Annotated in this window: 21 protein-coding genes; 12 read left to right on the forward strand and 9 right to left on the reverse strand. The window is 40.8% G+C overall.

The genetic code is table 11. From position 1 onward, the window contains the following. The first annotated feature begins 179 nt into the window (after positions 1 to 179). Complete coding sequence (locus HG263_RS09090; RefSeq protein WP_171625770.1) at positions 180 to 5,201, forward strand: FimV/HubP family polar landmark protein; 5,022 nt, start codon at positions 180 to 182, stop codon at positions 5,199 to 5,201. Between the two features lie 205 nt (positions 5,202 to 5,406). On the opposite strand, the gene HG263_RS09095 is transcribed toward HG263_RS09090, so the two are convergent. Next, positions 5,407 to 5,736, reverse strand: a complete 330-nt coding sequence (locus HG263_RS09095; RefSeq protein WP_171625771.1) for an SUI1 family translation initiation factor — start codon at positions 5,734 to 5,736, stop codon at positions 5,407 to 5,409. Positions 5,737 to 5,939: 203 nt separating this feature from the next. On the opposite strand from HG263_RS09095, the gene HG263_RS09100 reads away from it, so the two are divergent. The 4 genes from HG263_RS09100 to HG263_RS09115 all read left to right on the forward strand — a co-directional run bounded on the left by HG263_RS09100 (position 5,940) and on the right by HG263_RS09115 (position 9,963). Next, on the forward strand, positions 5,940 to 6,245 hold the full coding sequence (locus tag HG263_RS09100; protein ID WP_171625772.1) for an STAS domain-containing protein: 306 nt from the start codon (positions 5,940 to 5,942) through the stop codon (positions 6,243 to 6,245). Between the two features lie 27 nt (positions 6,246 to 6,272). Then, positions 6,273 to 7,919, forward strand: a complete 1,647-nt coding sequence (locus HG263_RS09105) for an ATP-binding SpoIIE family protein phosphatase (RefSeq protein ID WP_171625773.1) — start codon at positions 6,273 to 6,275, stop codon at positions 7,917 to 7,919. Between the two features lie 65 nt (positions 7,920 to 7,984). After that, a complete protein-coding gene (locus tag HG263_RS09110) occupies positions 7,985 to 8,650 on the forward strand; it encodes a GAF domain-containing protein (protein ID WP_171625774.1) in 666 nt (221 codons plus the stop codon). 122 nt (positions 8,651 to 8,772) lie between these two features. Beyond that, positions 8,773 to 9,963, forward strand: coding sequence for an amino acid aminotransferase (locus HG263_RS09115; protein WP_171625775.1), 1,191 nt, complete (start codon positions 8,773 to 8,775; stop codon positions 9,961 to 9,963). 58 nt (positions 9,964 to 10,021) lie between these two features. Here HG263_RS09115 and HG263_RS09120 read toward each other — a convergent pair whose 3' ends face one another. After that, positions 10,022 to 10,327 (reverse strand): YebG family protein, encoded by a 306-nt coding sequence (locus HG263_RS09120; protein ID WP_171625776.1) that lies wholly within the window; start codon positions 10,325 to 10,327, stop codon positions 10,022 to 10,024. A gap of 248 nt (positions 10,328 to 10,575) precedes the next feature. Here HG263_RS09120 and HG263_RS09125 point away from each other — a divergent pair, with 248 nt between their 5' ends. Further along, on the forward strand, positions 10,576 to 10,884 hold the full coding sequence (locus HG263_RS09125; RefSeq protein ID WP_171625777.1) for a ComEA family DNA-binding protein: 309 nt from the start codon (positions 10,576 to 10,578) through the stop codon (positions 10,882 to 10,884). 22 nt (positions 10,885 to 10,906) lie between these two features. On the opposite strand, the gene HG263_RS09130 is transcribed toward HG263_RS09125, so the two are convergent. The 3 genes from HG263_RS09130 to HG263_RS09140 all read right to left on the reverse strand — a co-directional run bounded on the left by HG263_RS09130 (position 10,907) and on the right by HG263_RS09140 (position 12,810). Next, positions 10,907 to 11,209, reverse strand: coding sequence for a DUF6170 family protein (locus tag HG263_RS09130; protein WP_171625778.1), 303 nt, complete (start codon positions 11,207 to 11,209; stop codon positions 10,907 to 10,909). Then, positions 11,206 to 11,721 carry a disulfide bond formation protein DsbB gene (gene dsbB, locus HG263_RS09135; protein ID WP_171625779.1) on the reverse strand — a complete coding sequence of 172 codons (516 nt, stop codon included), beginning with the start codon at positions 11,719 to 11,721 and terminating at the stop codon, positions 11,206 to 11,208. Before dsbB ends, HG263_RS09130 begins: the two co-directional genes overlap by 4 nt. Positions 11,722 to 11,934: 213 nt before the next feature. After that, positions 11,935 to 12,810, reverse strand: a complete 876-nt coding sequence (locus HG263_RS09140) for a LysR substrate-binding domain-containing protein (RefSeq protein WP_171625780.1) — start codon at positions 12,808 to 12,810, stop codon at positions 11,935 to 11,937. 255 nt (positions 12,811 to 13,065) lie between these two features. Here HG263_RS09140 and HG263_RS22690 point away from each other — a divergent pair, with 255 nt between their 5' ends. From HG263_RS22690 to HG263_RS09160, 4 genes are all read left to right on the forward strand, one after another. Further along, positions 13,066 to 14,346 (forward strand): S41 family peptidase, encoded by a 1,281-nt coding sequence (locus HG263_RS22690; protein WP_171625781.1) that lies wholly within the window; start codon positions 13,066 to 13,068, stop codon positions 14,344 to 14,346. 192 nt (positions 14,347 to 14,538) lie between these two features. Further along, positions 14,539 to 14,952: a hypothetical protein gene (locus HG263_RS09150; protein ID WP_171625782.1), complete on the forward strand. Its 414-nt coding sequence runs from the start codon at positions 14,539 to 14,541 to the stop codon at positions 14,950 to 14,952. A 231-nt stretch (positions 14,953 to 15,183) separates the two neighbouring features. After that, the gene (gene fadR, locus HG263_RS09155; RefSeq protein WP_171625783.1) at positions 15,184 to 15,897 is read left to right on the forward strand and encodes a fatty acid metabolism transcriptional regulator FadR; all 714 of its coding nucleotides are present in this window, start codon (positions 15,184 to 15,186) and stop codon (positions 15,895 to 15,897) included. Positions 15,898 to 16,142: 245 nt separating this feature from the next. Then, positions 16,143 to 16,748: a peroxiredoxin C gene (locus HG263_RS09160; RefSeq protein ID WP_171625784.1), complete on the forward strand. Its 606-nt coding sequence runs from the start codon at positions 16,143 to 16,145 to the stop codon at positions 16,746 to 16,748. Between the two features lie 189 nt (positions 16,749 to 16,937). Here HG263_RS09160 and HG263_RS09165 read toward each other — a convergent pair whose 3' ends face one another. The 3 genes from HG263_RS09165 to smrB form a co-directional block, all read right to left on the reverse strand. Next, positions 16,938 to 17,201 (reverse strand): hypothetical protein, encoded by a 264-nt coding sequence (locus HG263_RS09165; protein WP_171625785.1) that lies wholly within the window; start codon positions 17,199 to 17,201, stop codon positions 16,938 to 16,940. A 173-nt stretch (positions 17,202 to 17,374) separates the two neighbouring features. Continuing rightward, positions 17,375 to 18,175 (reverse strand): response regulator, encoded by an 801-nt coding sequence (locus HG263_RS09170; protein WP_171625786.1) that lies wholly within the window; start codon positions 18,173 to 18,175, stop codon positions 17,375 to 17,377. A gap of 96 nt (positions 18,176 to 18,271) precedes the next feature. After that, a complete protein-coding gene (gene smrB, locus HG263_RS09175; protein WP_171625787.1) occupies positions 18,272 to 18,829 on the reverse strand; it encodes an endonuclease SmrB in 558 nt (185 codons plus the stop codon). 87 nt (positions 18,830 to 18,916) lie between these two features. Here smrB and prmB point away from each other — a divergent pair, with 87 nt between their 5' ends. Together prmB and aroC are read left to right on the forward strand one after the other, a co-directional pair. Next, positions 18,917 to 19,852, forward strand: coding sequence for a 50S ribosomal protein L3 N(5)-glutamine methyltransferase (gene prmB / locus HG263_RS09180; RefSeq protein WP_171625788.1), 936 nt, complete (start codon positions 18,917 to 18,919; stop codon positions 19,850 to 19,852). Between the two features lie 59 nt (positions 19,853 to 19,911). Continuing rightward, a complete protein-coding gene (gene aroC / locus HG263_RS09185) occupies positions 19,912 to 21,012 on the forward strand; it encodes a chorismate synthase (protein ID WP_171625789.1) in 1,101 nt (366 codons plus the stop codon). Positions 21,013 to 21,323: 311 nt separating this feature from the next. Here the strand turns inward: aroC and HG263_RS09190 are convergent, their stop codons facing one another. Next, positions 21,324 to 23,819, reverse strand: a complete 2,496-nt coding sequence (locus tag HG263_RS09190; protein ID WP_171625790.1) for an RICIN domain-containing protein — start codon at positions 23,817 to 23,819, stop codon at positions 21,324 to 21,326. Between the last annotated feature and the right edge of the window lie 112 nt (positions 23,820 to 23,931).

Here is a 23,931-nt window from a genome sequence, read left to right on the forward strand (position 1 = left end):
ACAATAGAATAGTCACCATAAGTCATTATAAGCATGTTAATTTTCAATGCGTTGCAATGGATATTCACTGATAACTGGTTTATAGTTTGAAATTGGAATAGAGCTTGCAGTAGCAATCATTAGCAACATTTTGATGTTTAGCAAAAAATAATGTTGAACATAGTACTGAAAGGACCAACATGCGCGGTTTTGTCGTTTTTTGTATCTTTGTCTTCACATTGATCACTTTGCCAGTCAGCAGTCTAGAAGAGCCTCAAATAAAGGGGCCTAAAGGCGTTGATTATGGGCAGCAAGGCCGATCAATTGGACCAATAAAACCTTCCGATACCCTTTGGCGTATCGCCCAAAAAGTCAGGCCTGATGATTCTGTCACGATATATCAGGTGATGAGCGCGCTTTATAAAAAAAATCCTCAGGCATTTTTAGATCAAAACCTTAATCACATGCGGGATGGCGCCTATTTGAAAATCCCCACAATCGGCGAGATCCGTAAAGAAAACCCAACGTTAGCCAGACAGCGTTCGGACCAAGATGACGAGCTGTGGGAGCTCAAAAAAAGTGGGATGCTTGATAACCAAACCATAGAAGAAGCTCAAAAAAAGGTTACACAAGCTCGTAAAATCGATGTGGAAGAAGCGCAAGACGCTCTAACCAAACAGCTTAAATCGATTCAGTTGGAGCAAGATTCTAGGCTGATGGACTTGCAATCGCAGTTTCGTAGTTCGGTAAAAAGCGTAGAAGAAATTTTAGTTGAAAACGACAAGTTGAAAAAGCAGCTGGGTAATATCTCGCAAGAGCTTCAAAGCGTTCGTGAACAACTAGGCAAAGATAGTGAGATTCAGCAACAGCTACAGTCTGTCCTCAACTTACAAACGGCTTTGATAGAACGACAAGAAGCGCAAAAAAAACAAGCTCAAAGCAGCTTTGATGTTGGTTCAGCACTCAGTAACCCGATAGTGTTGGCCTTGCTTGCTACCTTGCCCGCGCTTTTAGCCATCGGCGGTGGAATTTTCTTTTTGCGAAAAAGAAAGCAAGATCAGCAGCAAGGTGACAGTGATGAAGACTTCTTGCCGCAAGCACCTGCTGCTGCAGATCCCCTTGATTTAGGAATGCCTTCCGGCACACCATCTGGTATGCCTACTTCTGTTAGTGAACCTGAAGACGAAGACAGTGTTCAACTAGACGACGATATTTTACCTGAAGATGATGACATCATGTTTGACACTTTAGATGAAGATACGTTTGATGAGGGGAGCAGTGAACTAGATCAAGACGAATTAGATAGTCTTCTAAACGAGGATATTGTTTTTGATGATGAAACTAATGAAACGGATATACCTGAAGACTTAGACGATTTTTTACAGCAAAATTTCGATGAGCAAGACTCGGATGCGGGTGATGAAGTGTCATTGGATTTAGACGGCGATCCTGATGATTTACTAAGTTCTTCAGAAATTGACAGTATGCTTGATGAAGGTTCTGAGCTGAACGAAGAAGAGTTAGACATCAGTGATGATGCACTGGCGGCTTTAAGTGAAGAGCTTGCAGATGATCAGCAAGAAGATGATATAGATATTGATGCGCTTGTAGAGAGCAATAATGGTACTCAGGAATCAGACGACGATTTTGATATTGATGATTTGATTGATGAAGCATCTGTTCAAGAGCCTGAATTAGACCCTACTGATATTGACGATTTACTTGAAGAACAACAGGGTACCAAAGAAGGCTCAGAAGATTTTGACATCGATGATTTGATTGATGAAGTGTCAGAGGAGGAGCCTGACTTAGACCCTGACGATATTGAAAATTTACTTGAAGAACAACAGGGCGTCAAAGAGGACTCAGATGACTTTGACATCGATGATTTGATTGATGAAGTATCAGAGGAAGAGCCTGATTTAGATCCTGATGATATTGAAAATTTACTTGAAGAACAACAAGACATCAAAGAAGACTCAGATGATATTGATGATACTGAGCCTTCAAAAAGTGATGATGTTACGTTAGAGGAAGAGCCTGAAGTCGACTCTGAACTGGATGACATAGACAGCTTATTAGATGAAGCGTCTGCTGATGAGCCAGAGCCTGCGCAAAGTGACGACGATGTTACGTTAGAGCCTGAAGTCGACTCTGAACTGGATGACATCGACAGCTTATTAGATGAAGCGTCTGCTGATGAACCAGAGCCTGCGCAAAGTGATGACGATATTTCGCTCGAGGAAGAACCTGAAGTCGACTCTGAACTGGATGACATAGACAGCTTATTAGATGCGTCTGTTGATGGGCCAGAGCCTGTGCAAAGTGATGATGATGTCGCGCTTGAAGAAGAGCCTGAAGTCGACTCTGAACTGGATGACATCGACAGCTTATTAGATGAAGCGTCTGTTGATGAACCTGAGCTTGCTGCGCAAAGTGATGATGATATTTCGCTTGAGGAAGAGCCTGAAGTCGACTCTGAACTGGATGACATAGACAGCTTATTAGATGAAGCGTCTGTTGATGAACCTGAGCTTGCTGCGCAAAGTGATGATGATATTTCGCTTGAGGAAGAGCCTGAAGTCGACTCTGAACTGGGTGACATCGACAGCTTATTAGATGAAGCGTCTGTTGATGGGCCAGAGCCTGTGCAAAGTGATGACGATGTCGCGCTTGAAGAAGAGCCTGAAGTCGACTCCGAACTGGATGACATCGACAGCTTATTAGATGAAGCGTCTGTTGATGAACCTGAGCTTGCTGCGCAAAGTGATGATGATATTTCGCTTGAGGAAGAGCCTGAAGTCGACTCCGAACTGGATGACATCGACAGCTTATTAGATGAAGCGTCTGTTGATGAACCTGAGCCTGAGCAAAGTGATGACGATGTTACGCCCGAGAAAGAGCCCGAGGCTGACTCTAAACTGGATGACATCGACAGCTTATTAGATGAAGCGTCTGTTGATGAACCTGAGCCTGAGCAAAGTGATGACGATGTTACGCCCGAGAAAGAGCCCGAGGCTGACTCTAAACTGGATGACATCGACAACTTATTAGATGAAGCGTCTGCTGATGAACCAGAGCCTGCGCAAAGTGATGACGATGTTACGCCCGAGGAAGAGCCCGAAAAAGACGTAGGTATTGAGGTCGATGGCCCAGACAGAGCTGATGAGCTTAGCGAAAATCAGTTTGATGTATCACTTGATGATATTGAAGACGGTGAGGAAATACCTGAGCGCAAAGAAGATAGCCATCTTGATATGTCTCAATTGCAAAGTGTGGATGACTTGCTTAATGAGCTAGACGACGAAGAGCTTGATGATTGGGATAATGCGCAAGAACAGCAAGAAGAAATAGCGCTTGGCGATGATCCTCTGGCAGACGAAGTCGATTTGTTGGAGGAAAGTAATGAGGAAGAACTTGAAGATATAGTTGAGCCAAGTGTTGAGCTAGATAGTTATCCAGAACTTGAACTTGATGATGAGACTCCTGTTGTTAGTCAAACAGAGCAAAGCTTAGCTGATGCAATGGCTGAAGATAGTTTGTCTGAACAAGAGCTAGATGAGTTCGATATAGGCTTAGACGACGATGAAATTGACCTTGAATCGTTAGCGGAGTTTGATGAAGAAGCAGCACAAGCATCCATTGACGGTGAACCTGAACTTACGGGTGATATTCAAGATGATTTAGATGAGCCGTTAATTGACGATGCAATTGACGATGGCGGTGAGTCAGACGATGAAATAGACCTTGAGTCGTTAGCGGAGTTTGATGAAGAAGCAGCACAAGCATCTATTGACGGTGAACCTGAACTTACGGGTGATATTCAAGATGATCTCGATGAGCCGTTAATTAACGACGAAATTGATGATGACGTTGAGTCAGACGATGAAATAGACCTTGAGTCGTTAGCGGAGTTTGATGAAGAAGCAGCACAAGCATCCATTGACGGTGAACCTGAACTTACGAGTGATATTCAAGATGATCTCGATGAGCCGTTAATTGACGATGCAATTGATGATGACGTTGAGTCAGACGATGAAATAGGCCTTGAGTCGTTAGCGGAGTTTGATGAAGAAGCAGCGCAAGCATCCATTGACGGTGAACCTGAACTTACGGGTGATATTCAAGATGATCTCGATGAGCCGTTAATTGACGATGCAATTGACGATGGCGGTGAGTCAGACGGTGAAATAGACCTTGAGTCGTTAGCGGAGTTTGATGAAGAAGCGGCACAAGCATCTATTGACAGTGAACCTGAACTTACGGGTGATATTCAAGATGATCTCGATGAGCTGTTAATTGACGACGCAATTGATGATGGCGTTGAGTCAGACGATGAAATAGACCTTGAATCGTTAGCGGAGTTTGATGAAGAAGCAGCACAAGAATCCATTGAGGATGAACCTGAACTTACGGGGGATATTCAAGATGATCTAGATGAGCCGTTAATTAACGACGCAATTGATGATGAGGTTGAGTCAGACGATGAAATAGACCTTGAGTCGTTAGCAGAGTTTGATGAAGAGGCAGTACAAGCAGACGCTCAGACACGAACAGATGAAGGTGCAAAGGGTGAAGAGGCCACATTAGATAACGACGACTTACAGTCACTGCCAGAGTTTGAATTAGAAACTGCAGATGAAGACGGGCCAGATGAATTTTTGTCTGAAATTGACGAGCTTAATAATGAAGAGCCTTTAAGCGATGTAGAAATTGATGAGTCTGCTATTGAAGATGAATTTATGTCTGATCTTACACAATCAGACTTTGATTCATTACTAAATGAACTCGCAGAGCCAGAGCCGATAGAGGCAAATGAGCTAAGTGAGGTAGATGTGGACTTTGCATCGTTGCTATCAGAAGAAGAAGTTGATGAGAGCATTGATAGTAATGAGCTTGAAGACTCTGAAGAGCAGTTCTTAGATATCGATGATCTGCTAGCTCAAAGTGATGACTTTGAGCAAGATGAAGAGCCTTATGCTGAGCCTAATATGGATGTTGGACTAGCAGACTTTAATGACATGTTAGCTGGCGAAGATACAACTGATGTAGACTTAGAAGAGCAAGGGTACTCGGCAAAGTTAGACTTAGCCAGAGCCTACATCGAGATAGAAGATTATGATGCTGCTAATGAAGTGATAGAAGATGTCTTAAATAATGGACCTGATGGTGTTCAGCAAGAAGCAAGCACACTCAAAACACAGATCAAAGGCCATGTTTAGAAAATAGGTTATGTGTGTAGTGAAGCTCGCTTAGCCGCATTAACTCAAACTTGTTCTGGCAGTTATCCACTTTTTAATTGGTGACTGCCAGTTTAGTTTTTTAAATTGTGGCTAATTTTTCATCATGTTGAGCGCTAAAATCTACATTATTTTATAGAGGGTTGATTGCAGAATTCCAGAGATCAGAACTGTTAAACAAAGTCCTCTACCCGCCAGCGATCTTTACTTTAAATTTTAGGGCTTCCAGAATCTGTTTTAGCTTGCCTCTATCATCACCTTGAATCTCAATTATGCCGTCTTTGATAGCGCCACCTTGACCCATTTTGCTTTTTAAAGTTTTCGCCAGCTTCTTTAGGTCGTGTTGCTGTGCATCTACACCTACGACCAACATTACCCCTTTGCCTTTTCGACCTTTAGTTTGTCGCTCAATTCTAATATAGCCATCCTTAAAGGCCTTCGCCTCTACCTCAGGCTTAGGTTCCTTGGTATCGATTCTTCCAACTTCTGTTGAATACACTAAACGATTATCAGACATGTTTCTCACCATCATGTATGTTTAATATGAGGATCATAACACTTTTGCTATTAGTTCTTGTAGTTCTTATACAAAATGACAGGCGTACATTTGAAATAAAATAATTGGTGCATTGTTCGCTTAATTTCTGGCTAAACTTAACAAAGCGGTTATATTTAAAGCAGTATGTTGATAACAAATTCAAACCATATTAGGAGCTTAACATGAGTTTGAGCAAAAATGCTTCTGCTGACGGAAAAACTCTAACTATTCAAATTAGAGGTAAGTTTGATTTTAATCTTGTACAGTCATTTAGGCAGGCTTACGCGGATATAGACCCAGAAACTGAAAAAGTGGTGGTTGATTTAAGAGAAACGGATTATATGGATAGTTCGGCGTTAGGTATGTTACTAAATATGAAGAAAACACTCGCGGAGACTATAGATACTATTCAGATCGCTAACTGTCGCCCCCAGTTGAAAAAGATTCTGCAAATATCTCGATTCGATAAGAAATTTGATATTGACTAATATATTCGACTCTCAGGGGTATTAACTTTGCGTGTATTAGTTGTTGATGATCAGCCTCTTAACTGTATTTTGCTTAAAACAATGCTGGAACAGCAAAAGTATGAGGTTGCTATAGCGAACAATGGGGCACAAGCATTAGATATATTGCGTCAGGAAAGCATAGATATTGTGTTGCTAGATGTAATAATGCCAGTAATGGATGGTTTTGAAACAGCTCCAAAAATTAAAGAGTTAGCGGGCGATGTGTATCTGCCAGTCATATTTATTACCACACTTGAAGATCATAACAGCTTTGAAAAGTGTTTAGCTGTCGGCGGTGATGATTTTATTCATAAGCCGTTTGATAAAGTTATTTTATCGGCGAAGATTAGAGCTCATGCTCGTACCCGAAGGCTAAGCCAAGAGGCGAACCAACAAAAGAAGCAGTTAGAGTATCACTACAATCAAATTGAACGAGAACATGAAATTGTTGAACATATATTCAGCAATGCATTAGATCAGTCTTCTCAGTACCAGCAGTATTGCGATTACCATTTGTCACCCGCTTCGATGTTTAATGGTGATATGTTTTTGATGGCTAAAAGCCCGATGGGGGGTTTTTATTGTTTACTTGGGGACTTTACAGGACATGGGCTTGCTGCAGCCGTGGGTGCATTGCCTGCTTCTCGTATCTTTTATGCAATGGTAAGCAAAGGAATGGCTGTTAATGATATTGCTTATGAGCTTAACCAAGTTCTAAGTTCTTTATTACCAAGCAACATGTTTTGTGCCGCTGCGATAGTTGAACTTAGTGAGTCAGGTAAAAGCCTTTCAGTATGGTTAGGTGGGCTTCCGGATTTGTATTTGATTGATGAAAAGGGGGAGGTAATTAAAACGCTTGAATCTCAGCATATGGCGCTGGGAATTTTAGATAATGATGAATTTGAGCGTAATACAATACATTTAGAAGTTGATGCTGGAAAAAGGCTCGTAATGGCGACTGATGGCATCATTGAAACTGAAAATAGCAAAGGAGAAATGCTCGCCGAGGAGCGGTTTAAGCAAGTTTTGAAAAGCACTTCGCACATTTCTACTGAACAAATAGTCAGCTATACGCAAAGATTTTCGGAACACAGTGCTCAACAAGATGATTTGAGCATCGCAATTATTAATTGTTTACCCAGCAAAGTAATTAGTAAAGCACCAATCGAGTATTCTAGTTTACCTTTCGAGCTTAAGGTTGATATTGACCAAACTAATATAATTAGTGCAGATCCTGTTCTTGAATTGGTTGATGTGCTGAGTCGAATTAAAGGTATAAGCGAGCATAGATCAAACATATTTTTGCTGTTGTCTGAGGCGTACAACAACGCAGTGGATCATGGTGTGTTAGGTTTAGACTCTAACATCAAAAACAAAGAAGAGGGATTTTTGGAGTTTTATCAACTGCGAGCCAATGCTCTTTCAAATCTCCAGCAAGCATTAATTGTGATACATGTGCAATATTGCCCAAGTGAACATTCATTGAGTTTTTCAATTCGTGACTCGGGTAAAGGTTTTCGTCCAAATATAAAATGCGATAGAGACCTAAAACAGGAGCATGGGCGAGGGCTTAGCTTGTTGCATGAAATTGCGCAACAAATCAGCTTTAACAATGAAGGTAACGAAGTCACAATCGTATATTCATTGTTATAATTTATATTTCCAAAGACTTATTCACGTGTTAATCTACCCTTATATTTAGATGTTTGGATGGCTAGATGGTTTCTTTTTATCTTTCTCGAGCTGGATTGACTGTTGATCCACAAAAAATTGAGCTTGCTCTAGGTAAGCTAGAAGAGTTTTTAGACGATGAGCATAACGCTACTGAAGCAGTATGGTCATACCTTATTCCAGAACTTGGTGAAGGCGGCGCATGCAGCTTATTTGGTCATCTTCAAGATGAGCCATTCGAGCTAAGAGCTTTTCTTAAGGCGAACGAAGCATCAGGTGTCGCTTTGAGCCGATTACAATCAATAGTTGATTTTGTAAGACGAGTTACAAACGTCGACTGGTTTGGTATTTATCAAACTAGACAAACCGCTGAAGATAAACAATTGCTTAAACTTGCATATTGTGGAGCGCCTAGTCGGCCATTATTCCCAATTAATGAACAATTCGCAGCAACAAGTAACAACGTACAGGTAGTAATGAGTGGCGAGGCTCGAGTTATTAATGATGTACAAGAGTATGTTGCAAGTGGCGGGGAATACTACACCTGTGATCCAAAAGTTCAGTCAGAAAGTTGTTTACCACTGTTTGATAGTGTCGGCAACTGTATTGGTATTATTGATGCTGAGGCGTTTAGCAAAGATTTTTTTACAGCAAACGTATTAGCTTTACTAATTGCCGTGTGTATTAAAATCCCTCAATATCTACCTGAGTGATTAAGCTCGTTTTGGCAAATATTTATGTTAATATGAGCCGAGTTTAAACCCAATAGTTCGACAATTTATAGTGCATACTCAGCATTGCAATTGTTGATATAACATAAAATAAGAGACGACCCATGTTCAGTGAACTAAAACCACTCCCTACAGATCCTATTCTTGGCTTAATGGCAGCTTATAAGCAAGATACTAACCCGAACAAAATTGATTTAGGTGTTGGTGTTTATAAAGACGAGCAGGGGGATACACCTGTATTACGTGCGGTAAAGCAAGCTGAAGCATTTCGTTTAGAAAATGAGAAAACTAAGTCTTATATAGGTTTGGCTGGTAATTTAGATTTTTGTCAGAAAATGGAATCATTGCTACTGGGTGAGCACAGTGCTTTACTAGCAAATCGAGTCCGTACAGCTCAAACACCTGGTGGTACAGGTGCTTTACGTGTTGCTGCTGAATTCATTAAGCGTTGTAATACTAATGCAACCGTGTGGGTAACTACACCAACATGGGCGAATCATATTAGTTTATTTGAAGCCGCGGGCCTAAACGTTAAAGAATACCCTTATTATGATTATGAAAATAAAGGCTTATTATTTGACGAAATGATCAATACTTTGAAGCAAGTACCTAAGGGTGATGTGGTTTTGCTTCACGCATGCTGTCATAACCCTAGTGGTATGGATTTAAATGAGCAACAGTGGAAAGTTGTTGCTGAGCTGGCGAAAGAAGTTGGCTTTACACCATTAATTGATATTGCATATCAAGGCTTTGGCAGCAGTTTAGATGAAGATGCGAAAGGTCTTCGTATGTTAGCTGATAGCGTTGAAGAAATGCTTATCTGTTCATCATGCTCTAAGAACTTTGGTCTATATCGTGAGCGTGTTGGTGCTTGTTCACTGATCGCAAAAGACGCTGCGGTTGCTGATGTTTCAAATTCTGTATTATTAAGTGTTGTACGTAGTATCTACTCAATGCCACCAGCACACGGTGCGGATATCGTGAGCACAATCCTGAGCAGCGACGAGCTTACACAAATGTGGCATGAAGAGCTTGACGAAATGCGTACTCGTATTAATGGGCTGCGTACGTTGATTAAAGATAGCTTAGCTGCAAAAGGTGTAGCTCAAGATTTCTCTTTCATTGATCGTCAAAATGGTATGTTCTCGTTCTTAGGTATTAACAAAGAACAAATCGAACGCTTACAAAAAGACTATGCTATCTATATCGTTGGTTCATCTCGTGTGAATGTAGCTGGTATAAGCCAAGCAAACATTGATTACTTTGCAGATGCAGTTGCTACAGTGTTAAAATAAGCACTAACCACATAAAAAAAGCCGCTTTTTGCGGCTTTTTTTATGTCAACTTGGAGCACTACGCTTCTTTTAGCTTGGCTACATTTTCTTGAGTTGCAGGTTTTTCTTTTTTCGAACTGACTTGCTTTGTAGGCGGTTTAGCGCCTTTTAGAACAGCTAAAAATTCATCTTTTTGTTTTGCAATCTCTAAAGCTAATGATTCAACTTGTTGTTCACTTAGAGGTACATCCACTTTAGTGAGCATTTGTTCAAGAGATTCTGCCATATCTAACATTTTGTCGTATGCATCAGCCTCTTTTTTACTGGTAAAGGTCATGCGCTCGACTCCATTTCTTTCAACCACATACTTAACAATAACAGCCATGATCACTCCTGCTAAACACTGTTTTTTTATACAGTAAATGTTTACGTTACATTATGCAAGACATTCTTAATTACAATTATGTGAAATAGAAAAATAGCACAGATTTATGACTTAAAAATAACCATGCATTTTCTACGCTTCTTAGCTTGACAAAACTTAGATGCTTTTCTTTATTTAAAGTCCAATGCAATGAAGTGACTACTTAATCGCATTGGTAAATTAAGGACAAAACTAGTTAAGGAACTACTATGATGCAAACTATTTTACTTGTTGTAACCCTAATCATTGGTCTAGGTATTAACGCGAATGTACTCGCTAAAGAAGTCAAAAAAAGCGAACCGTTCGTTACCGTGGTACAAGACGTTCAAGCAATAGATATTAATTCTGCCAGTCTTGAGCAGCTGGTTACGCTGCCAGGTGTTGGCGAAAAAAAAGCCCAAGCTATAATCGATTATCGTCAAACACACGGCAGATTTGACAATATGGAGTCATTGCAACTAGTTAAGGGAATTGGTACGCACATTGCTGCCAAACTTGAAGGGAAAATACGTTTTTAAATATAAGGGGCCAATGGCCCCTTTAAGTTTGTTCAGACTTGAATTGCTCTATAGCTTGTTCAAATGTCTGCTTAGCAAATAAAATTTCTATCGGCGTTGTTAGCAATGGGTAGCTAAGTCCGGCGGCCAGCAAAACCGGCAGTAAAGCCCAACCTTCAAAGTATGCTAAGGCAATGAAAAACGGTGTTAAGACCGCAAGCTTGGCAACACGCAGCATGACCTTTTTTGGAGCCGATAGTGCCTCTAAAGCAAGCGTTAAGATTTGTTGTCTATCTCGCAATTTGTAGCCATCTAGCGCTTTTACAGAACTTAAACGCAAATTCATTTCGATTTAACCAACAGGGTAGATGCCAAAACAATAATGAAGCTTAAACTGTAAAAACCAAATATAATTTCCATCCAACCAGGCATACTGAGTCCGATGAAGGACCAATCTATATTGCCACAATCACCAGTTGCTGCAAAAAACGCAGGAAACCACTCATGCAATGGCATGAAAGATGGAAAGTTGGGAACAATATCGCATGTGAAAGCAAAAGGATCCGTAGTCGTCTGCATGTTAATGTGCTCGCGGGCTATCAACCACCCCCATATACTACTGACACCCCAAGCGGCAAAGCCTACACTTTTATATAGCCAATGAGAGGGGGCTAAAAATCCGATAATGCCTGCGGCCAATAGCCCAAGCATCGCAGTGCGTTGATATATACACATGATGCATGGCTCTAACCCCATTGCGTACTGAAAATAAAGTGCCGTTATTTCAAACAGCGCAGCACTTAAAGCAAGTAAAGCCCATGCCTTTTTTGATGATGATAGGGCGTTTAGCCAATTCATATCAACTCCTAGATGTTATTTTGTCACTATTATGAGCCATAAATTATTTTAACTGCAACTAATCTTCCTTAGATAGCGGGTTTGATCGTACAAACATCACTTGAGGATCTCATAAAGCACTCAATATGAGACTTTCCCTGTCCAAGCTCCTTAATCTTGAGACATCTCCAAAGGAGAGCGAGATCCGCTAATGCGCACTGACCATAATTATTGCTAATCTTTGCAGGTATCTACGAACCAGTTTACAAACGACTCTATGTCCTCATGAGCGTGGCTTCCCAACCTATAGTGAATCGCATAATGTCCCCACGGCAATACATAGCTAAGCTCTTTAAAAGCAAGCAACTTTCCGCTTTCCACTAGTTGATGAACGATAAAGTCCGTACTGAGAGCAATGTATTTTCCGCCAAGCGCGACTTTTGCTGCTAATAATGTGTGGCTTACCTCCATACTTATGGTCAGACTATTTGAATCAACTTGGTTATTTTGAGCCCATAATTCCCAGTCCTTCCCCATTTCTGAGCTGACTAAAGGAAGGTTTAAGATATCTTCAATCGTTAATGTAGATTTATCATCAATGAGTTCAGCAGAGCAAACAGGAAACCACCGCTCGTCTCTGGTTTTTCGAGTAATAAAATTAGGTGGTACGGGCCAGGTTCCGACAATAATATCAAAGTCTGATGGCTCAAAAGTTTCACCATGAGAGGCCATTGATAAAGAGACCTCTATATCGGGATAGCTTTCGTTGAACCCGGATATTTTTGGGGCAAGCCATTCAACGGCAATTGAGCTTTGAGCCATCACTTTTAATTTGTAGGGGCTTTTATTCAATAAATGGTCGGTAATGCTGTGCATTCGCTTAAAGCAGTCTTTTATGACAGTAAAATAGGTGTGGCCATCTAGGGTTAACCTCACATGACTGCTGTTTCTTTCTAAGAGCTTCTTACCTAAAAATTGTTCGAGAGACTTTACTTGATGACTAATCGCACTTTGGCTAACACAAAGCTCAGCAGCAGCTCTGCTGAAGCTCATGTTTCTAGCTGCAGCCTCGAATGCCTGCATTGATTTTAGAGGGGGCAACCTGTTCATAACACTCTTTATTAGTTTTATTCATCAATGCATGGATTGTTATCATTTTATCTCATGCTGTAAAGCCATTATATTTAGTCGTACCTACTTTTGCGATGACGAATCACTGCAAGACAATTTAATACGTTGGACAATATAATCATGATTAGACTTCTACTTTTTGTTCTTTTATACGTTCCCCTGTTGGCTGAAGGCGCGAAATTACTAAATGAGCCAGCAAGCAACCTTCAACCGCCACATGGAGGAACGTTTTCTGTGCAACAAATACAGGCCGATCTGACTCAAATCCCAGAGTTGATCAACGCCATACATCCTGACTCGAGCCACTCAATTGCTCCGCTGGTACTTAGACAAAGAATTGATGAGTTAAGTAAAGGTGTTAAAAGCCCCATGACTGAACTTGAGGCTTGGCGACATCTTTCACAGTTAAACCCTTACTTTCAAGATGCTCATTTCGTCATTACTTACCCAAACATTAAGCAACGTATTAAACAACACTTAAAAAATGGCGGTAAGCTTTTCCCGCTAAAGGTCTATCTTGATGACAAGCAGCGACTTCGTGTTCAACAAACCTATACACAAAATAGGGCGGTTAAAGCCAATGATGAAATAATATCTATAAATGGAGTTAGCAGTATAGAGGTTGTTAATTCAATACTTAGCCGTATGCATGGAGATACAGAGCGCTTTAGGAAGAGCTTAGCCTCAAAACGCTTTTCTCAGATGTTTTGGCTGTTGTACGGAGACAGCGGTTCCTACGCTATCGAGATCTTACACAATAACAAGGTCCTAAACTATTCGTTACAAGGCACTTCGACTTATGCAACTGATGTCGAGCTAGTTAAACTGGTCGACAGAAAAATATTAAAGGGCAATATTGGCTATCTAAAAGTTGATAGATTCATTTTTGTGCCTGAACAGGAAAAGGCGTTTTTTGATTTTATCTCCGAGACTTGGAGCTGGTTTAAACACAAGCATGTAAAAGATGTCATTATTGATGTGCGAGAGAATCAAGGCGGTACCGATCACTACTGGCAACTTGGTATCGCGCCATACATCGCCCAGGAGTCATTTCCGTTTCTCTCTCATTTTAAAATTAGACTAACCGAACGTAACTTAAAGCTAGGACCTGTACAAGGCGAGCAAAATTCAGTTTTGGAAGGCCCTTATAACCAGCGGGTGCCGGTAGATAAACATCGTGGCTTAAAAATTGATGGTAATGCATATCTAATGATAGGCCCCCGCAGTTACTCTAGTACTCTATTATTTTTAACCGCAATTCAGGATGCTAAACAGGGGATCATTGTCGGTGAGTCAAACGGGGCAAGATCATGTACAACGGGTAGAGTTGAGAGTAGAACACTAACTGAAACGGGTTTGCTCCTTACTGTTCCAAGCTTAATTTTTACAAGACCTTCTGGCTCAGAACTCTGCTCACGCCCTATTGTTCCAGATCTCAGAATTGAATATGACGATAGCCAACCAGAAGCCCAATTAAATCAATTGGTCGATTATATTTTGCAGCATACTGATTAGCTCCCCACTCTTTTTGGCTAACACGCCTCTGCAATTTAATTAGAGTTGGGGAAAACTGACCTGTATTTGGATTGTTTGCAGCAGTAAAAGCTGCAAGCAAGCCTTACATTGTGAAGGCGTCATGTCATATTTTTACGTTTACACGGCATATCTAATCACACTAAATACTGCCGTTCAGCCTAGAGGATCGAAATGAAAATATCACCAACCGATAGCTGCTTTAACAAACACTTTATGGTGTCAATGGCGTTGTTTTTACTAATCATTGCCTTACAAACGCTGGCATTTGAATTTTTGCAAATGCCAGTATGGCTTCAGATCTTAGTTGCTTTGGCACCAGTCTTTCCCTTGGCTTGGAGCTTTAAGATCTATTTGGCCAAGTTTAGAGCAATGGATGAATACTTAAAAGCACGGACCGGAGAAGCTTTTTTATGGGTGCTCGGGGCGCTATGCTTTGCAACATTTGCTTTTGGCATGTTATCGATAAAGTTTGATATGCCGGAATTTAACCTAGCGCTTATTCTGCCCCTTGTTTTCGGTGGGCACGGTTTGGTTCTGGAAGCATTAATTTGTAAAGACAATAAAAATAGAATCAAAGCACGCTGAGTGAAGTCGTTATTTGATGTTTCGTAATGTTCTGAAATAGATGATGATTGCTAAATCGCCTTGCTAAACCATCAAAACCGCGCTCGTATCTCACACAGTGTCACAATCTCACCTTTGCTGTGTATGAGCAGGTTTACCTAATCGTCTTCTTTGCTTGTTAGTTGAAAATCATCTGGTACAATCAGTGGATTGCAGAAAATGCGTTCACATATTTTAACAAAGTGGTGCTAAATGAGAATTTTCAAAGCCAAAAGCCCAGCGGGATTTGCTGAGGAGTATATTGTTGAATCTATATGGAATGGAGAATTTCCACCAGGTTCTATTTTACCCGCAGAGCGCGAGCTATCAGAGCTAATTGGCGTAACAAGAACTACTTTGCGTGAAGTACTACAGCGCCTAGCTCGTGATGGGTGGTTGACGATTCAACATGGTAAGCCAACCCGAGTAAACAATTTCTGGGAAACATCAGGGTTAAACATCCTTGAAACATTGGCACGTCTAGATGAAGACAAAATGCCTGAGCTAACAGATCAGCTGTTGTCGGCGCGAACTAATATCAGTGCAATTTACACGCGTGCTGCGATTAAGTTTAATCCAGACTCAGTTATTGAAATTTTATCAAAAAGTGACGAGTTAGAAGATACCGCGGAAGCATTTGCTGAGTATGACTACAGGGTACATCATCAACTCGCTATTGCAGGTAACAACCGCATTTATGTTTTAGTACTGAATGGTTTTAAAGGTTTGTACTCTAAAATTGGCGGTCACTACTTTTCAGATGCTCGTACGAGAGAGCTCGCTCGACAGTTTTATAGAGACTTAACTGCGTTAGCACAAGAAAACAACCATGATGGTGCGATTTCATTGCTGCGTAAATATGGTCATAAAACAGGTGAGATTTGGCAGCAGCTCCGAGGCCAAATGCCCGACAATATAATGGACTAACAAATTCATTCATAGCGCCTCGTTCAACGAGGCGTTTTTATTTACGTGCCAACTAAGCATCATCAAAAAAATAGATTATAGTTATCGCTTTATTCGATTGTTATTTTTAATTGAGGCAGCATAAACTGATGCCACATTTTTTGAGGTTGTTTTTTTATAATTTGCCTCAATATACACAACATCGTTTTAGTGCATGGATATGTGCTAAAAAATTGGACAAAAAACCTAACTATTTGGAGAAAACAATGGGTGTATTAGTTGGCCGTCAGGCACCAGACTTTACAGCAGCAGCAGTACTAGGTAATGGCGAAATCGTAGATAGCTACAATCTACATGAAAACATCAAAGGTAAAAAAGCGGTTATCTTCTTTTATCCACTAGACTTCACGTTTGTTTGTCCTTCAGAGTTGATCGCTTTCGATAAGCGTTTTGAAGAATTCCAAAAGCGTGGTGTTGAAGTAATTGGTGTTTCTATCGACTCACAATTCTCACACAATGCATGGCGTAACACGCCAGTAAACGAAGGCGGTATTGGCCCAGTTAAGTACGCATTAGTTGCTGACGTTAAGCATGAAATCTGTCAAGCGTATGATGTTGAGCATCCAGAAGCTGGCGTTGCATTTCGTGGTTCTTTCTTAATTGACGAAGAAGGTAACGTGCGCCACCAAGTAGTTAACGATCTTCCTTTAGGTCGTAACATCGACGAAATGTTGCGTATGGTTGATGCATTAGCATTCCACTCTGAGCACGGTGAAGTTTGTCCAGCAGGTTGGACTGAAGGTAAAGCAGGTATGGACGCAAGCCCTGAGGGTGTTGCTAAGTTCCTATCTGAAAACGAAGGTGCGTTGTAATTCGCATTGAGTTTTTGAAAACCCGCCGCTAGGCGGGTTTTTATTTGCCTGCGCACTTTAGTTCGTTTAATAGCAACCATTTATTACCCCATACTCAACCGTTGTCCTAGCACTCGCAGTATTTCAATGCTTGCATACGCAATAAACGTGCTGATCACAGGTAGCGCTAGCAAGCTCACTAGCATTAACTCATTCGCCATGGTTCGCTACCTCGTTGGGTGTTTGCTCTTTGGTTACAGTTGCTTGTTCACTGCTAAAGTCCGTAGAAATTTTCATCGACTCAAGGGTCGTTGTTGTAATCTCGTCGATACTACTACTGATGCTGTTAGCGATGGCGTTACTAATAATATTAGATAACTCGCTGGTAATATCGGTGGTTAATTCATTTGCTTGAGTTGAAACGCTTGCGCCGCATAGTAGTGCGATAGCTGTTAGTTTTGTGAAAGTTTTCATAATATTGCTCCAGTTTAATAAGTTAGTCGCAATAGGTATTACAAAGGTTGTGCCATATTATGAAAATTTTTTATCTTATTGATATATTTAGACTTTAATTTTTTGCAGATGTGGTCCGAATTACAGGTTTGTAAAACTGACCACTTGATTTGGTTAGAAATACGATAATTTAGTTAATCTTGTTCAAGCAGTTGATAAATGAGTTTCTTGACTGTATCTGGTTCAAAGGGTTTATCGCAAAGGGCGTTGACGCCTGATTGCATAATATTAGATAAATGAGTGTCATTTGCTTCAGATGTCACCATCAGAATTGGAATATGGGCATGCTCGTCACTGTTTCGTACGGTTTCAGTTAGCTCTTGGCCGTTAACTTGTGGCATGTTGTAGTCTGTCACAATCAAATCAAACATATCATTTTGTAATATTTCAATCGCTTGAGCTCCATCTTCAGCTTCACTAAATCGATGTACTCCAAGATTAGTCAGCACTCGGCGGATATGTTTTCGTGCCAGCCGTGAGTCATCAACAACGAGTACACGTAAATCTTGGACATCGTATAAATCTAACTCTAGCTCCTGTGGTGATAGAATATCTAAGGTGGCATTAATGGCTTTACCTAAATGTAACTTATTAAAAGGCTTGGGTAAAATAGCAATGACACCTGATTGTTTGAATACCTCTAATTGCGCTTTACGAGTTTCGCTAGAAATAAGCATAAATGGAATAGAATACTCACTGAGCTCATGGTTGATATGGTGCTGAAGATCAGCGGCATTGCCATCCGGTAGATGCAAACAAGAGATGATTAAGTCTGGGATATTATTTACTAACTGTGTTTTTGCATCAGCAATTGAATCGGCAAAATCAATATTAAGTATGCCTTCACCTTGAAGCTCTTTAGTAATAATTTTTCTTTGAGTAGGGGATGGCTCAATAAGCATAATCGCTAAATCTGCACTCAGTAATTCGTTCATATAGCCCTGTCAAATGTATAGATGTTTATATTTATTCAGGGCATATTAACGAAACAAACGACACTGAGCCAGATAATTCATTGGGGTACTATGGGACTAGCGCCTAAATTCATTTGTTTGAGGCAAATCAATGAGTATCAGCACAGCGCCTTTGCCACCATATTCGAGCGGCGCTTGGTGCATTGCCAGTACATTGGGATGTTGGACTAAATATTGTGGTACTTTGTGTTTAAGTACATGCTCACCTATACCATGTACCACACAAGCACAGTAATAATGTTGTTTTTTACAAGCATGGATCAAAGCAGCTAATTCTTCTTTGGCCATGTCTTTATTCAGTCCATGCAAGTCTAAAATGAGCTCGGGCGCAAAGTCTCCCCGGCGTAGCTGTTTTGCCAGATACCGATCGGCACCAGGCTTGACATAATTAATAGTGCCACTGGTATCGATGTCAGGAATATACTCATCTGAAAAGTAAAATTCAGATTGGTGCTGCTTTTTTTGTGTCGCAAGCTCGTTTACTTTTGGTTTACTAGGCGCTTTGTCAAAGCGTACAGTATCTTGTTTAAGTTGCTTGGCACCAGCAATCGACTGACGAAATAAATCTAAATCAGCATCATCAATCATAGGAGAAGGAGGAGGTTGTTTTTTCATTGTGACATTCTAATTAAAAAAAGCGTAAAAACCCAGCTTAAAAACCGCTACAATAGCGGCAGTAGCATAATATGACTGAGATAAAATATGAGCGAATTCCAAGTAACAGAAGCCCTAACAGAAGAAACAGTAAACGATTTACTTACAATAAGAGATTGGCTACGTTGGACAACAAGTCAATTTGCAAGCGAAGGGGTGTTTTTTGGACATGGCACGGATAACGCGTGGGATGAGGCAGTAAGTTTAATTTTACCAATTTTGAACTTACCGTTAGACACCCCAACGGAGTTGATGAACTCACGCCTGACACGTTCGGAAAAGGAACGCCTGCTTCGCTATATCGAAACACGTATTGTAGAACGCACACCTGTCGCATACTTAACAAACCAAGCATGGTTTGCAGGTATGCCTTTTTACGTTGATGAGAGAGTACTTGTACCTCGCTCTCCATTTGCTGAACTTATTAATAACAAGTTTGCACCTTGGGTAAGTAGTGAGCAGTCTGTCAGCCGTATTTTAGATATGTGTACGGGTTCTGCGTGTATTGCTATCGCTTTAGCGCAAGCATTCCCAGAGTCTCAGGTAGATGCTGTGGATATTTCATATGATGCGTTAGAAGTGGCGAATATTAATATTGATGATTACATGTTGCAGGATCAAGTGTTTGCAATTCAATCAGATGTGTTCAGTGGTATAGAAGGTCAAAAGTACGATTTAATCGTTGCCAACCCGCCTTACGTGGACGCAGAGGATATGGCAGACTTACCCCATGAATTTCATCACGAGCCAGAGCTTGGCTTAGCCTCTGGTGAAGACGGTCTTGATGTTACAAGAAAAATACTTCAGCAAGCAGCTGAGCATCTTACTGATAACGGGTTGTTATTTGTCGAAGTTGGTAACTCTATGGTACATATGGAAGCACTGTATCCGGGCGCACCGTTTGAATGGGTTGAGTTTGAACACGGTGGTTTAGGTGTATTTGCAATATCAAAACAGCAACTTGTAGATTATTTTAACGATTGAGCTTAGATGCATTAGCAAAGCTCAGTGGTGTTGGGTGTCATTTGGAATGAGGAAAGTTAATGGCAGGTAATAGTATAGGTCAGCTTTTTAAAGTGAGTACCTTTGGTGAGAGTCATGGCCCCGCTCTAGGTGGGGTAGTTGATGGCGTGCCAGCGGGGCTTGAGCTTAGTGAAGCAGACTTGCAAATTGATTTAGATAGAAGAAAGCCGGGGCAAAGCCGTTACACAACGCAGCGCAGAGAGGGTGATGAAATAAAAATTCTCTCAGGCGTATTCGAGGGTAAAACAACAGGCACTAGCATTGGCTTAATGATTGAAAATACCGATCAGCGTTCTAAAGACTATGGCAAGATAGCGGATGTATTTCGTCCGGGCCACGGTGATTATACCTATTGGCATAAATATGGGCATCGTGATTATCGTGGTGGTGGCCGTTCGTCTGCCCGTGAAACGGCCATTCGTGTTGCCGCAGGTGGCATAGCCAAAAAGTATTTGCGACAAATACACGGTATTGAAATCAATGCTTGTTTATCGCAGTTAGGGCCTATCAAGGCAGAGCAGTTTAATTGGTCTGCAGTTGAACAAAACCCCTTCTTTTTCCCTGATGAAAGCAAGCTAGAAGCACTTGATGAATATATGCGTGACTTAAAAAAGTCAGGAGATTCAATAGGCGCTAAAGTCATGGTGGTGGCAAAAAGTGTCCCAGTCGGATTAGGAGAACCTGTATTTGACCGGCTTGATGCAGAACTCGCTCACTCACTAATGAGTATCAACGCTGTTAAAGGTGTTGAAATTGGCGATGGCTTTGCTGTGGTAGAGCAAAAAGGCTCTGAACATAGAGATGAGTTAACCCCTGATGGCTTTACTAGTAACCATGCTGGTGGTGTATTGGCAGGGATCTCCACAGGTCAAGATATCGTTGCATCGATTGCCTTAAAGCCAACGTCCAGCATCACCATTACAGGGCAAAGTATAAACACATCAAATGAGCCGGTAGAGATGATCACTAAAGGCCGTCACGACCCATGTGTAGGTATACGAGCTATTCCAATTGCAGAAGCGATGATGGCAATCACGCTGATGGATCATTTGCTCAGGCAACGAGGGCAAAATCCACATGTGAATTTAGAACATGGTCCAATTAAAGGCTTGGCGGAGTAATTAAGTTAAACTTGTTGATCGACTGAACGCATAGCTTCGGTAGATCAATGAGTTATTGATTGTCAACGAAGCTGTTAACTCTAGAGCTAGGTGTACTGTTTTTAAGGAGGATAGCAGTAGGTGGGTTGTCTCATTGTTACTTGCTAAAGTGTCGCTTTCCTACTTAAGTGATGGTGCATTAATATATAGGCAATATGGTCTGCGCATCTTTAATAGTCAAAATAGCTTCATTAGACAAATTCGCTTATCTGAAGTTGAGGTTTTACAGGCTGCTGCTACTTAACAACAGCCTATCAGATTGAAGTATGCTGTTAGTTTAAAGCTTCTAGCTTGAACATCTGATTATCAGCATTGCTACCCTTACATTGCCTTTGTTCAATACGTTTGTATTGATCTCTAACCAGCACTGTCAAACAATGGTCATTTTGGCTTGCTTTGATTCGGTAGTAGTTACCTCCAAAGTGCTCCAGCAGCCACTTTTGGCGAATCTGGTTCTGGTACTCTCCTGTCACAAGACCACGGCTATTATCCTTTAGCTGCATGGCATGACCGTCAAAATCTGATATGAAACTATATTCTGTTTGGTCCTTTTGTTTAGGGGTCAGTATTAATTGCCATTGTTGCTTTGTATCATCACGATAATCGTTAAATACAACCCATTTTGAATTAGTTTCAGGTAATGAAGTGATCACCTTATTTGAGGCCTTCGATCTCAACACATAATTTTGATTAGGCTCTGGAATTTTTTTACCAGTGGCATAAGTACCATCCATGAAAAATTCCTGCATAAGCTGGTAACTACTTTTGCTTTGCATTGTTGGTACATCTGAGTTGTCAATATTATGGCGAGTAGCAATATAGTGGTTTCGCTGATCGTCTAGTGAGTGTTGATTGACAAAAAAGTACTGATTGTTAGTGAGCGATTTTGTTGCCTTGTATACCATCGCATAAGTGATAAGTTTTTGTTCTTCAGCGTTGAATAATTCATTTTCGCTGGTTGTGCTCACTCGTACCAAACCTGATATTAAAGCGTTCTTAGCTTGAGCGTGAGTATAAGAAACGAGCTCATTAAGTGGCACCCAATCTAAATACGCCAGTACATCGAAGATATCGACTAGTTTGTCGTTAAAGTAAAATACATTTGCTTGGTAGCGAGTGTCCGAAGTGAGCTCTACTAGGCTTTGAAGTAGCTGGTAGGTGCGGTATTCACTATTTTTTGCGTCATAGTATTGTGCTAGAGACTTTTCACTGCTTCTAAGGCTGATGTATTTCACGATGTCATCTAATTTCTCCTGAGTGGTAAAGAATTTTGCGTTATCTTCAGTAAATAAACCCGCTTTCCGGCCTCTTAAATGAATAAAAGCACGTAAAATTAATTCTCGATCGGATGCTGTATTAAGGTCATTGTCATTGCTATGCAACTTTAAAAAAGAAATCAGCTTAGCCCTTTTTCCAGCATAATCTGTTGGGATATCGGCCACATTGTTCCGCTTCAATGCATCTTTAATCTCCAAATGCCGGGGTGAGTATACACTTGCATTAGAGTCGTAAACTATCGCGCTAAAATCTGAGTAAGTAACATTTTCAATCGTGGTGCTGATATCTTCAAAAATTTCTACATAACCATCATTATACTTTTTTACGACAGTGGCAGTCATGGGCACTGACGTTTTGTCATATTTGTAGATGAACTTTGCATTCAGGTTGGCTTCGGCGCCATAGTTATGTCGAACTTGATCGGTGATTGTAAATCCTTTACTCAACGTTTTTGAGTTACCGATGGTCTGCGAGCTGCTCGTAGTACGAGAAATAGAGTGAGTGGTCGATAAACTCTTTTTTGATTTGGCAAGTATCGCATTTGAGGTCCACTCGATAGCGACGGTAATAGCATGGTCATGGGTTATCGAAGACGACTTACTTTGTGATATCTCTGCCGTGGAGCTATCTGATTCGCTGAAGGAAATGCCTGTTACATAAGTGCCACCGCTGTCGGTTTCGTTGCTTATAACCGCCGCAACTTCAGATTTAATATGACTTTCATTGAGAATTGGCTTGTCATACTTCACGTTATAGTATTCAACAGTAAAGTCATTGCCTAGTTTTATTTCTCCCGGTATTTTTTCTTCGAGCTTCCATTTTGCTTCTGGGGGTGCGCTTGGTGCATTAAAACTCCCTAAACGACCTAATCGCACATCATATTTGCTGCCATCAATATCTGCGGCAATCAAGAATAAATTTGTCTGACGGTTTTTAATTGTATATACGCCAGAGTCTCCGAGTTGATTAACTTCCCATTGACTATAGTGCTTATTAATGTCACTAGACTTAACAATATGCTCATACTCATCGTGTACAAAATAACAATAGCCATCGTAGTGGTTGCACATACCAGTACCTGGGTAGCTACCACCACTTACTTTGAGCATTTCTTGAGTTTCACTGTGCTGGATATAGTAGTATTTTGAACGTGGTACACGTTTAAATCTAAATTTAAGTGCTTCACCTCCATTCGTATTTAACCTGAAATAGTGACCATCTTTATCAATTGTTTCACCATGCCATCGGGTGCCCTCAGATGCCATTGTGTAATGAGCAAATTTTCCAGCTGCGTTGTCGTCTGGTCCATATTTTCTATCTGCTGCTGCATAAAATTCATTGTTCAAATTCGGCTGGCCAGGGTTTAATTTTACGTTTTCAGAGTCACTCTGCGCCCATGTATTACCAGCGATTACTAGGAGGGTAAATGTTGAGCACATACCAAATAAATTGGCGATATTTGTAGCCGATTGTCTTCTAAATATATTCATCTTAGTTGTTCTCTGTTGTGGTTTAAGATGGATTCAGTTTGTGGCAATTGGCTAGATCAAAACATAGGGGATTTCCCCTAATTTGCACGATTACTTAAATTAAAAATTGAGG

The organism is Pseudoalteromonas caenipelagi (assembly GCF_013140855.1).
Lineage (GTDB): Bacteria > Pseudomonadota > Gammaproteobacteria > Enterobacterales > Alteromonadaceae > Pseudoalteromonas > Pseudoalteromonas caenipelagi.